This is a genomic window from Ralstonia sp. RL, assembly GCF_001683835.1.
Taxonomy (GTDB): domain Bacteria; phylum Pseudomonadota; class Gammaproteobacteria; order Burkholderiales; family Burkholderiaceae; genus Ralstonia; species Ralstonia mannitolilytica.
Genome location: NZ_LWRX01000061.1, coordinates 1 through 12,197, shown reverse-complemented (window position 1 = coordinate 12,197; position 12,197 = coordinate 1). Strand labels below are relative to the sequence as shown.

At 66.7% G+C, this 12,197-nt stretch carries 7 protein-coding genes and 1 tRNA gene; 3 read left to right on the top strand and 5 right to left on the bottom strand.

Going from position 1 to position 12,197, the window contains the following annotated elements; genetic code table 11:
• Nucleotides 1-260: 260 nt before the first annotated feature.
• Nucleotides 261-4,355 (bottom strand): phosphoribosylformylglycinamidine synthase, encoded by a 4,095-nt coding sequence (gene purL, locus A6M56_RS07315; RefSeq protein ID WP_102079827.1) that lies wholly within the window; start codon nucleotides 4,353-4,355, stop codon nucleotides 261-263.
• Between the two features lie 149 nt (nucleotides 4,356-4,504).
• On the bottom strand, nucleotides 4,505-5,068 hold the full coding sequence (locus tag A6M56_RS07310) for a winged helix DNA-binding protein (protein ID WP_102079828.1): 564 nt from the start codon (nucleotides 5,066-5,068) through the stop codon (nucleotides 4,505-4,507).
• An 86-nt stretch (nucleotides 5,069-5,154) separates the two neighbouring features.
• Between A6M56_RS07310 and A6M56_RS07305 the strand changes: the two genes are divergently transcribed.
• Nucleotides 5,155-6,750 (top strand): NAD(P)H-hydrate dehydratase, encoded by a 1,596-nt coding sequence (locus tag A6M56_RS07305; RefSeq protein WP_102079829.1) that lies wholly within the window; start codon nucleotides 5,155-5,157, stop codon nucleotides 6,748-6,750.
• Between the two features lie 68 nt (nucleotides 6,751-6,818).
• Nucleotides 6,819-8,438 (top strand): glucose-6-phosphate isomerase, encoded by a 1,620-nt coding sequence (gene pgi / locus A6M56_RS07300; RefSeq protein WP_062738523.1) that lies wholly within the window; start codon nucleotides 6,819-6,821, stop codon nucleotides 8,436-8,438.
• 4 nt (nucleotides 8,439-8,442) lie between these two features.
• On the opposite strand, the gene A6M56_RS07295 is transcribed toward pgi, so the two are convergent.
• Nucleotides 8,443-9,153: an ABC transporter ATP-binding protein gene (locus A6M56_RS07295; RefSeq protein ID WP_102079830.1), complete on the bottom strand. Its 711-nt coding sequence runs from the start codon at nucleotides 9,151-9,153 to the stop codon at nucleotides 8,443-8,445.
• Nucleotides 9,154-9,214: 61 nt separating this feature from the next.
• Between A6M56_RS07295 and A6M56_RS07290 the strand changes: the two genes are divergently transcribed.
• Nucleotides 9,215-9,835: an arylesterase gene (locus tag A6M56_RS07290; RefSeq protein ID WP_045786895.1), complete on the top strand. Its 621-nt coding sequence runs from the start codon at nucleotides 9,215-9,217 to the stop codon at nucleotides 9,833-9,835.
• An 82-nt stretch (nucleotides 9,836-9,917) separates the two neighbouring features.
• Here the strand turns inward: A6M56_RS07290 and A6M56_RS07285 are convergent, their stop codons facing one another.
• A complete protein-coding gene (locus A6M56_RS07285; protein WP_102079831.1) occupies nucleotides 9,918-11,864 on the bottom strand; it encodes a SurA N-terminal domain-containing protein in 1,947 nt (648 codons plus the stop codon).
• Between the two features lie 155 nt (nucleotides 11,865-12,019).
• Nucleotides 12,020-12,096, bottom strand: a tRNA-Asp gene (locus A6M56_RS07280).
• Nucleotides 12,097-12,197 lie beyond the last annotated feature (101 nt).

Sequence of the window (12,197 nt, the reverse complement as noted above, 5' to 3'; positions counted from 1 at the left end):
TGGGCCCGGCGCTGATCTTGGAGAGGCATGACCGTGGCGCGGTTGACCCGTTCTTGTGTTGTCGCTTTCCGGTGCGCCGCCGGGTGGATGCATTCTTCGGCTGATAGAGCGTGGCGCATGCGGGCGCAATATAACACTTGCCTAAGGAATATTGCCGCGGCCATCTCAGGCCGGCCGCGTGGATGCGTACCCGTGGCGACGGGCCAAAAAAAACGCGCCGAGTGGCCCCGGCGCGTTTTGCATTGCTGCGGCAGAACAGGTCAGCCCATCCACTTCCGCGCGTTGCGGAACATCCGCATCCACGGGCTGCTGCCGTCGCCGGCGGTCTCCCATTCCTTCGGATGCCAGCTCATCTGCACGGCCCGGAACACGCGTTCCGGATGCGGCATCAGCACGGTGAAGCGGCCGTCGTGCGTCGTCACCGACGCAATGCCCTGCGGCGAGCCGTTCGGGTTCAGCGGATACGTCTGCGTGACTTCGCCGCGGTTGTCGACGTAGCGCAGGCCGACGGCCACCTTGCCGATGTCGCCCTGCTGCGAGAAGTCGGCATAGCCTTCGCCGTGCGCGACGACGATGGGGATGCGGCTGCCTTCCATGCCCGCGTAGAAGATCGACGGGGATGCCTCCACCTGCACGGTCACCAGGCGGCCTTCGTATTGCTCCGACTGGTTGCGCGTGAACTTGGGCCATGCGCCGGCGCCCGGGATGATCGGGGCGAGGTTCGCCATCATCTGGCAACCGTTGCACACGCCGAGCGCGATCGAATCGGTGCGGTTGAAGAAAGCCGCGAACTGCTCGGCGAGCATGCTGTTGAAGAGGATCGTCTTCGCCCAGCCTTCGCCCGCGCCGAGCACATCGCCGTAGCTGAAACCGCCGCAGGCGACGAAGCCCTTGAAGCTGGCGAGGTTCGTGCGGCCTGCCAGCAGGTCGCTCATGTGGACGTCGTAGGTGTCGAAGCCGGCCTTGTCCATCGCATAGGCCATTTCGATCTGCGAGTTCACGCCCTGCTCGCGCAGGATCGCCATGCGCGGGCGGGCGCCCGTGGCGATGAACGGCGCGGCCACGTCTTCGGCAATGTCGAACGTGAGCTTGGGCGAGATGCCCGGGTCTTCGGCGTCGAGGATGCGGTCGTATTCGCTCTGCGTGCACTCCGGGTTGTCGCGCAGGCTGGCGATGCGCCACGAGACATCCGTCCAGGTGCGTTGCAGTTCGATGCGGGAGGCGCTGAACACCTTCCTGGCGTCGCGCCAGATCTCGATGTGGTCGTTGGCGTTCGGTGCGCCGATGACGTGGCTGCAGGCGGCCAGGCCGTGCTCGCGCAGCACCGCGAAGACGGCATCGCGCTGCGCCAGCGGCACCTGAATGACGGCACCGAGTTCTTCGGCAAACAGCGCGCGCAGCGTCAGGTCGGCGCGGCGGCCGGAGATCTGCTGCGCCCAGTTCTTGGCGTCGCCGTAGTCGGATTCATGCGCGCCGTCGAGCGTCAGCATGTCGACGTTGATCGACACACCGCAGTGGCCGGCGAAGGCCATTTCGCAGACGGTTGCCCACAGGCCGCCGTCGGAGCGGTCGTGGTACGCCAGCAGCGAACCGCTGGCGTTCAGTTGCTGGATGGCGGCGAAGAAACGCTTGAGGTCTTCGGCGTCGTCCACGTCGGGCACGCTGTTGCCGATCTGCTGCGTGACCTGGGCCAGGATGCTGCCGCCCAAGCGGTTCTTGCCGCGGCCCAGGTCGATCAGGATCAGCGTGCTGTCTGCCGGCGCGTTGGCCGATTCGACCTGCTTGAGCTGCGGCGTGAGCGTCTTGCGCACGTCCGTCACCGGCGCGAACGCCGAGACGATGAGCGAGACCGGCGCGACGACTTCCTTGGCAACGCCGTCGTCTTCCCACTTGGTGCGCATCGACAGCGAATCCTTGCCCACCGGAATGCTGATGCCGAGCGCCGGGCACAGCTCCATGCCGACGGCCTTCACGGTGTCGTACAGGCGGGCGTCTTCGCCGTTCACGCCGCAGGCGGCCATCCAGTTGGCGGACAGCTTCAGCTGCGTGAGCGAATCGATCGGTGCGGCCGCGATGTTCGTGATGGCCTCGCCGATCGCCATGCGGCCCGATGCCGGTGCGTTGATGACGGCCAGCGGCGTGCGCTCGCCCATCGTCATCGCCTCGCCGGCATAACCCTTGTAGTCGAGCGTCGTGACGGCCACGTCGGCCACCGGCACCTGCCACGGGCCGACCATCTGGTCACGCGTGTTCAGGCCACCGACGGTGCGGTCGCCAATGGTGATGAGGAACGACTTGCTGGCCACCGTCGGATGGCGCAGCACGTCGCGTGCGACGACTTCCAGGTCCAGGCCGGTGACATCGACTTCTGGTAGCTCCTGCGCGACGCGGCGAACGTCGCGGTGCATGCGCGGCGGCTTGCCGAGCAACACGTCCATCGGCATGTTGACCGGGAAGTGCTCGGGGCTGTCGGCCGGGGCGCTGCTGTCGACCACTTGCAGCTGCTGTTCGTCGGTCGCAAAGCCGACCACCGAGAATGGCGCGCGCTCGCGCTCGCACATCGCCTGGAAGCGCGGGAAATCGCCCGGGGCGATGGCCAGCGTGTAGCGCTCCTGCGATTCGTTGCACCAGATTTCGGCCGGGGAGAGCCCCGATTCTTCCAGATGCACCTGGCGCAGGTCGAACCGTGCGCCCTTGTCTGCGCCGTCCACCAGTTCCGGGAAGGCGTTCGAGATGCCGCCCGCACCGACGTCGTGGATCGACAGGATCGGGTTGTCTTCGCCCAGCGCCCAGCACGCGTTGATGACTTCCTGCGCGCGACGCTGCATTTCGGGGTTGCCGCGCTGGACGGAGTCGAAGTCCAGGTCGGCGGTATTGGTGCCGGTGGCCATCGAGCTGGCCGCGCCGCCGCCCATGCCGATGCGCATGCCGGGGCCGCCCAGCTGCACCAGCAGCGTGCCGGCAGGCAGGCCATGCTTGTGCGTGTGCCCGGCATCGATGTTGCCAATGCCGCCGGCGATCATGATCGGCTTGTGATAACCGCGCACGGTGCCGCCCACGTTCTGCTCATAGACGCGGAAATAGCCGCCGAGGTTGGGCCGGCCGAATTCGTTGTTGAACGCAGCGCCGCCGATCGGGCCTTCGATCATGATCTGCAGCGGCGAGGCGATCCGCTCGGGCTTGCCGACGGGGCCCGGTGCCGCTTCATCGGGATTGCGGTGCGCCATGGGCTGGGCCGCATCGCGGGCGTTTTCCCACGGCTGCACGGCGTCGGGCAGCAGCAGGTTCGACACGGTGAAGCCCGTCAGCCCGGCCTTGGGCTTGGCGCCACGGCCGGTCGCGCCTTCGTCGCGGATCTCACCGCCCGCGCCGGTCGACGCACCGGGGAACGGCGAGATGGCTGTCGGGTGGTTGTGCGTCTCCACCTTCATCAGCGTGTGCGTGAGGGCTTCGCGGCGGCCGTACTGCGGCACACCCGTCTCGCCTTCCGTGCCTGCGCGCGGGAACCAGCGCTCGGCCATGCCGCCTTCCATGATGGCGGCGTTGTCCGAATACGCGACGATCGTGCCCTGCGGCGCAAGCTGGTGCGTGTTGCGGATCATCGCGAAGAGCGACTTGTCCTGCTGCTCGCCGTCGATCGTCCAGTCGGCGTTGAAGATCTTGTGGCGGCAGTGCTCGCTGTTGGCCTGCGCGAACATCATCAGCTCGACGTCGGTCGGGTTGCGTTCGAGCTTGCGGTAAGCATCGACGAGGTAGTCGATTTCGTCGTCGGAGAGGGCCAGGCCCATCTCGACGTTGGCGGCTTCCAGCGCCTGGCGACCGCCGGCGATGTCCACAAAGCGCAGCGGCTTGGCCGGCAGCACGTCGAACAGGCCGTAGCCGGCCTCGCGCGTGTCGACCACGGTTTCGGTCATGCGATCGTGCAGGTGCGCGGCGACGGCGGCGCGGGTGGCGTCGTCCAGGTGCCTGGCAGTACCGGTCAGGCTGCGGATCAGCCCCTTCCTGCACGTCACGGTGAATTCGACGCCCCGCTCGATCCGGTGGATCTGCGGCAGCGCGCAGTGGCGGGCGATTTCCGTCGCCTTGCTGGCCCACGGCGAGATCGTGCCGAAGCGCGGGATGACCACGAAGCGGTCACCCTCGACATCGGCCGGGGCGGGCGAACCGTAGGTCAGCAGCGCTTGCACACGGGCAGCCTCATCGGCCGACAACGGCGTGTCGGCGGCGACGAAATGCAGGTATTGGGCACTGACGGCATCGATGTCCGGATCGATGCGCTTAAGGGTGGAAAGCAGGCGTTGCTGGCGGAAGGCGGACAGCGCGAGAGCGCCGGGGAAGCACGAGAAATGCGCCATGGTGGGCAAGGCAGGCAGTAGCAGGAAGAGGAGGTTTCCCGGCGTGCGCGGGAAAACCGCTATTGTACCTTGCCCAAGCGTTGTTACCGACCGTCAAATCACCCTGAAATCGCCCATGAACAGCCGTTGCCGCGGCTGGAACGCGCGTTTCACAGCGACGTTGCGGAGCGCGCTGCCTGTTCGTAGAGCCCGGTCAGCACGCGCAGCAGGCGCGCGAGTTCGCCAATCTCGGCATTTTCTTCGCCGCCGGGCGAGATATTGCTGGTCAGGCACTGCTCGCGGATCTCGCGGTAGCGGGAGCAGGCCGTCTCGCCGGACTCGGTGGTGGTGTATGTGACTTCCTTTCCGTTGCGCGTGCCCTCCACCAGCCCCATGCCCTGCAGTTTCTTGAGCGAATACGTGACGAGGTGGGTGTCTTCCACATTCAGCACGAAGCAGATGTCGGCCAGCCGCTTGGCGCGGCCCCGGTGGTTGACGTGGTGCACCACCAGCACGTCCAGGAAGGTCAGGTCGCGCACCCCGGCCGCCGCCATGCAGCGCACGCACCAGCGGTTGTAGGCGTTGTAGGCCGTGTTCAGCGCAAATTCGAACTCCGACAGCTCCGGACTGCGCAGCGATACGAGGTGCGACGAAGACACGATCGGACCACCTTTTCCACCCTGGCTGGCGGCTTGCGGGACATCGGCTTTCGGGGTGGTCGGCGGCTTGGACATTGCAACGGAGCTGGGAAAGGAAGGAAAACGCGGGCTATTGTAAGAGAATAGATCGTCATGTCTGTCCTGGTGGATCCGTAGTTCTCATGCCTGAACACCGCACTTGGCGGGAAATCCTCATCGACGGCGCGCTGGCCGCGCACCATGGCGCCGACCTGCTCTTCGGCACCGCCGGCATCCGCGCGCTGGAGGCTGCCGCCTACCGCACATTGGAGCCTTTCACACTGATGGCGCGGGCCGGTGAAGCCGCCGCCGACTGGCTGCAGACGCGTGCCCCGCACGGCCACCTGCTGTTCGTTGCCGGCCCAGGCAACAACGGCGGGGATGCGCTCGTGGCCGCCACCGTGCTGCATCTGGGCGGCCGCGCCGTGACCGTGTGGCTGGCTGCGGACCCGGCCCGGCTGCCCGACGACGCCCGCCGCGCCTGGACCGAAGCCTGCGCAGCGAATGTGCCGATCGAAACGCTCCACACGCCCGCCTCGGTGCCCGCGACGGCAGCCGCCATCGTCGATGGGCTCTTCGGTGTCGGGTTGGCGCGGCCGCTGACGGGGCTGCATGCCGCGCTGGTCGAAACCATCAATGCCAGCGGCCTGCCCGTCTACGCGCTCGACATCCCGTCCGGGCTCAATGGCGACACGGGGCAGCCGCCCGCGCCGGATTCTCCCGTCATTGCAGCGCGCGGCACGATCACGTTTCTGGCGCCCAAACCGGGGCTGCTCACCGGCAGCGGCCGCGACGCCTCCGGCGATATCGCCTTGGCGGACCTGCAGGCCGCACAACCGGCCCACGACGGCGTGATCGAAGCCGATGCATGCATCAACGCGCCGGCGCGCTGGCTCACGCATGTGCCGCGCCGGCGCCACAATGGCCACAAGGGCACATACGGTAGCGTGGCGGTCGTGGGCGGCGCGCAGGGCATGGTGGGCGCGCCGCTGCTGTCGGCGCGCGGTGCGTTGTACCTGGGTGCCGGGAAAGTGCACGTGGTGTCGCTTGCCGCCGATGCGCCCCGCGTTGATCCCGCGCAGCCGGAACTGATGCTGCACACATGGGGCACGGTCGACCCGGCCGACATGCAGGCGCTTGCCATCGGCCCGGGCATGGGCACCGGCAAGGAGTCGGAGGCGGCCCTGGCCCATCTGCTGGATCGCATGCTGTCGACCCGCACGCCTGCCGTATTCGACGCCGATGCGCTGAACCTTTTTGCCAAGGCGCCGGCTCTGCTGGCCCGGCTCACGCAGCTTGCTGAAAGTGGCGTGCCGATGGTCCTGACGCCGCATCCGCTGGAGGCGGCACGGCTGCTGCACAGCGATGCGCGCACCGTCCAGCAAGATCGTCTCGCAACAGCCAAGGCGCTCGTCAACCGGACGGGCGCCGTCGTGGTGCTCAAGGGTTCGGGCTCGATCATTGCGGCGCCCGGCATGCCGCCCGCCGTCAACCCGACCGGCAACGGCGGCCTGGCGACCGGCGGCACGGGCGACGTGCTGACCGGCATGATCGGCGCGCTGCTGGCCCAGGGCATGGGCGCGCGCGAGGCTGCACTCGCCGCCGTGTGGCTGCATGGCCGCGCAGCGGATGACCTCGTCCAAGCCGGCGTCGGACCCATCGGCCTGCACGCGAGCGAACTCTGCGCCCCCGCGCGCCGGGCGCTGAATGCGCTGCTGGCGTCGGACGCTCGCCGATAGAACCGGTCCCATCGCGCCGCTATACTGCGCATTCCCCTTCGTTCTCCCTTACGCCGATATCACGCCGTATGCCCATCGCCCTCCCCGCCTGGCAATCCCTGACGCAACATGCAGAATCGATCCGCGCGGCGCATCTGCGCGACTGGTTTGCCGCGCCGGACGCCGAGCAGCGCGTGCACGCCTTCACACTGCAAGCCGCGGGCCTCACGGTCGACTATTCGAAGAACCGCATCACGCAAGACACGCTCGCCCTTCTGCTGCAACTCGCGGACGAAGCCGGCGTGCTCGCGTTGCGCGACGCCATGCTGCGCGGCGAGCGCATCAACAACACGGAGCATCGCTCGGTGCTGCACGTCGCGCTGCGCGGCCACGCCGAAGACGACTACCGCGCCGACGGTGAAGCCGTCATGCCTGAGGTCCTGCGTGTGCGCGCCCAGATGCGCGACTTTGCAGACCGCGTGCACAGCGGCGCGTGGACCGGCCACTCCGGCCAGCGCATCACCGACATCGTCAACATCGGCATCGGCGGATCGGACCTCGGCCCGCGCATGGTGTGCCGCGCGCTGGCGCATCTGGCTGTGCCCCAGGTGCGCGTGCATTTCGTCTCCAATGTTGACGGCACGGACCTGGCCGAAACGCTGGACCACCTGAACCCGGACACCACGCTCGCCATCGTCTGCTCCAAGACGTTCACCACGCTCGAGACGATGGCCAACGCGCACAGCATGCGCCGCTGGTTCGTCGAGCACGGCGTGGCCGAAGACAAGCTGAAGCAGCATTTCGTGGCCGTTTCCACCAACCGGGAGGCGGTCGTCCAGTTCGGCATCGATCCGGAGAACATGTTTACGTTCTGGGATTGGGTCGGCGGGCGTTTCTCGCTGTGGTCGGCGGTGGGGCTGTCGATCGTGCTGGCGATCGGGCCGCAGCAGTTCGAGGCGATGCTCGACGGCGCTCGTGCGATGGACCGTCACTTTGCCACCGCCGCCCCGCGCGAGAACCTGCCGCTCATTCTCGGGATGCTGTCGGTGTGGTATCGCGGCTTCTTCAATGCAGCAAGCGCCTGCACGGTGCCCTACTGTGCGCCGCTGGAATTGCTGACCGACTTCATGCAGCAACTGGAGATGGAGAGCAACGGCAAGTCGGTGCAGCGCAATGGCGCCACGATCGACACAGACACCGGCCCCATCGTCTGGGGCACGGCCGGCACCAACGGCCAGCATGCGTATTTCCAGCTGATCCACCAGGGCTCGCAGATTGTGCCGGTCGATTTCATCACCACGCTGGAGCCGGTGCGCAGCCTGCCCGGCCATCACGCCAAGCTGCTCGCCAACTGCTTCGCCCAGGGCGAGGCGCTGCTGCGCGGACGGACCGCCGATGAAGTCCGTGCGGGCGGCGTCACGGACGAGGCCCTGGTACCGCACATGGTGTTCGAGGGCAATCGCCCAAGCACGACCATCCTGATGGAGCGGCTCGATGCCGCCTCACTGGGCGCGCTCATCGCCTGCGCAGAACACCGCACCTTCGTGCAAGGCGCGGTATGGAACATCAACTCGTTCGACCAATGGGGCGTAGAGCTCGGCAAGAAACTCGCCAAGCCGATCCAGGCCGAACTGGAAGGCGCGCCCGCTTCGGTGGCGCATGACGCGTCCACGGCCGCGCTGATCCGCCGCGCCAAGGCCGCGCTCTGATTGGTCAGAGCTCGGTGACGGTTTCGTCGCCGATCAGGTGCCCCGCCTCGATGGTCAGAATGCGGCTGCAGCGCGCGGCCACGGAGCGGTCGTGCGTCACCAGCACGAGCGTGGAACCGGCGCTGCGGTTCAGTTCGAACATCAGCGCGATGACGGCCTCGCCGGTGGCCGTGTCGAGGCTGCCCGTCGGCTCGTCGGCAAACAGGATGTCGGGCTCGGTCACGAACGCGCGGGCCAACGCCACGCGTTGCTGCTCGCCGCCGGACAGCGTCTTCGGATAATGCGACAGCCGCGCCCCGAGGCCCACGCGCTCCAGCAGGACGGCGGCGCGCCGACGCATCTCGGGGCCGCTTGCACTGCCCTGCAGCTCCAGCGGCAGCATCACGTTTTCGAGCGCCGTCAGGTGCGGCAGCAGCTGGAACGACTGGAATACGAATCCCACATGGCTGCCGCGCACGGCCGCCCGGCCGTCTTCATCGAGGCTGAAGAGCTCGTGGCCGAGCAGCTTGACGCTGCCAGAGGTCGGCAGATCCAGTCCCGCCAGCAGACCGAGCAGCGTCGACTTGCCCGAGCCCGAGGCACCGACGATGGCCAGCGTCTCGCCGGCTTCCACCCGGAAAGCAACATCGCTCAGAATAGGCAACTCACCGGTGGCATCGCGCACGGTCTTGTGCAGCGAATCGACTTCAATCACCCAGGTAGCGGAAGACGACATGATGGAACGAGTGGGAAGTAAGAGGCGCAGCGTGAAGGCGTTGGTAGCGGCGCTCGGCTGCATGGCGTTTGGCGTGCTGCCGGTCGGGCAGCCTGCAGCAGCACAGGAGGCGACAACATCGCGCCGAATCGTGGTGCTGGGCGACAGCCTGTCGGCTGGATACGGCCTGGCTCAGGGCACCGGCTGGGTTGCGTTGCTCGACAAGCGCATCAAAGAACGGAAGCTCGATTATAGCGTCGCCAATGCCAGCATCAGCGGCGACACCACGGCGGGCGGCCGCTCCCGGCTGCCCGCCGTGCTGGCGCGCGAAAGGCCTGCCATCGTCATCCTCGAGCTGGGCGCCAACGATGCGTTGCGCGGCCTGTCGCTCGCCTCCAGCGAGACCAATCTGAAGGCCATGATCGAGGCGTCGCAGGCGGCTGGCGCCAAGGTGCTGCTGGTTGGCATGCGCATCCCGCCGAACTACGGGCCCGATTACAGCGAGCGATTCTTCGCCACGTTCGGCAAGCTGGCCCAGCAATACCATGTGCCGCTCGTCCCGTTCCTGCTCGACGGTGTTGTGCAGCGCCAGGACTGGTTCCAGGAAGACCGCATCCATCCGGTTGCCGCGGCACAGCCGGTGATGCTCGACAACGTGTGGCCCAAGCTCGAGCCGCTGCTCAAGCGAGGACGCGGCCATTGATTTGCGCGCCCGGACCCGCCGCGTCATAAAAGAAAAAGCCCCCTGCGACGGGGGCTTTTCTGCTAGGCGCAGCAGCGTGCTTTCAGGACCCGTCGTCTGCCGTGTTGGCGGGCTTGGCGGCGTCGATCACGCTATTGTTGATCTTCACCTTCGAGCGTGCTTTCAACGCTTCGTAGTAAGCGTTGAACTCGGCCTGGCCTGCCACCTGCCCCAGTTGCTGCGCATCGGCAGCACGGCGCGCCTGATCTGCGTTGGCCGGCGGCAGCACCTTGTTGATGCGGTACAGCGCATAGCCCTGGGCACCCAGGTCGACACCGATGGTCGTGGGCAGCTTGCTTGCGTCGGCGCGCAGGATGGCGGTGAGCGCCGCGGGAAGCGTGCCCTGCGCCTGCTGGCGCGACACCGTCTGCACCGCGCCGAAGCCTTCGGCACTGTTGCTCTGCTTCACGGCAGCCAGCTTTTCTTCGCCCGCCTTCTTGGCCAGCGCTGCGGACTGTTCAGCAATCACCTTGGCCTTGACCTGTTCGCGCACGTCGGCCAGCTTCTTCACCGTCGCCGGGCGGTATTCCACCACGCGGGCCGCCACCAGCGTGGTCGGCCCCACCTGGATGGCCGGCGTGTTGCGATGGTTCTTGATCACGTCGTCGGCAAACAGGGCCTTGAGCACCTTGTCGTTGGCGACCGGGCTGTTGGCCAGCGCCGGGTTGGACGTGCGCGTCACGTTGTCGGCCGTCTGGATCTGCAGCTTGAGCTTGTCGGCCACCGGCTTCAGGCTGTCGGACTGGTCTTCAACCGTGTTGGAGAATGCATCAGCCAACTCGGAGTACTTCTTGTTGGCCAACTGCGTACGCACCTCGCGCTCGAGCTCGGGCTTGACCGCCTCCAGCGGCTGCACGCCGCCGCCCTTCACCTCTTCCAGCTTGATGATGTGGAAACCGAAATCGCTTTCCACCACGTCGCTGATGTCGCCCGGCTGCTTGAGCGCGAACAGCGCGTTCTCGAACGCCGGCACGGTCGCGCCCTTGCCGAGAAAGCCGAGCTCCCCGCCCTGCGCCGCCGAGCCCGGATCGCCCGAGTACTTCCTGGCCAGTTCGGCAAAGCTTGCCGGGTTCTTGCGCACCTCGGCCAGGACTTCTTCGGCCTTCTTCCTGGCGGCCTCCTTGTCGGCAGGCTTCGCGTTGTCCGGCAGCTTGATCAGGATGTGTGCGGCACGGCGCTCTTCCGGCGTCTTGAAACGCGCGGCGTTCTGGTCGTAGTACTCCTTGATCTGCTCGGGCGTGACCGGAATCTGCTTCATCATGTCTTCGCCCGAGAACACGACGTACTCGGCCTTGACCTGTTCCGGCACCGAGAACTCCTGCTGGTGCGCGTCGTAATAGGCCTGGATGGCCTTGTCGTCCGCATTGACCTTGGCAGCATAGTCCGCCGGCTTGAACAGCAGCGCCTGCACCTCGCGCTGCTGGTCGCGCGCCTGGATCAGGCGGTCGACCAGCGACTTCGGCACGAACGCCGTCGACACGATCGATTGCGGAATCTGCTGCTGGGCCAGTTCAAAGCGCAGGTTGCCCTCCAGCTGCTCGGGCGTCATGTTCTGCGCGGCCAGCAGGCGCACGTAGGCTTCCTGATCGAACGAGCCATCGGGCTTGCGCAGCGCGGCCACGGCGGGAATCTGCAGGATCGTGTCGCGGATCTTTTCGTTCGACACGTTCAGATTTGCACGCGCGACTTCATTGGCGAGCACGCGCTGCTGGATGATGCCGTCCAGCACGTCACGGCGCATCTGCGGGCCCTCGAACTGGCGCGGATCATATTGGGCGCCCAGCATCTGGCGCAGGCGTTCGGTCTGCTCGCGCACGCGCGCGTCGACTTCGTTGGTGGAGATGACCTTGCCGTCGACCTTGGCGGCATCGTGCGAGCTGTCCATGAAGCTCGAATAGCTTTGCACGCCAAAGAACACGAACGACGGGAACACCAGAATCAGCAGCACCAGAAACATCAAGCGCCGATGCGTACGTACGAAATCAAGCATGCTGGACCGGGGGTGAAGGGAAGATGGAAAATCCGGCGATTCTATCAGGTGCCGCCGACATCTCCGACAATCGCGGCGCGACGCACAGGCACACGCCAATGCATCGGCCGCAGAAAAGACAAAGGCCCGAACGAATCGGGCCTTTGTGCAAATTCTGGCGGAGCGGACGGGACTCGAACCCGCGACCCCCGGCGTGACAGGCCGGTATTCTAACCGACTGAACTACCGCTCCAGATTGGGTCGGACTGCACGACCTGCCGAGAGCGGCACTGCGAACGATGGTGGGTGCTGAGAGGCTCGAACTCCCGACCTACGCCTTGTAAGGGCGCCGCT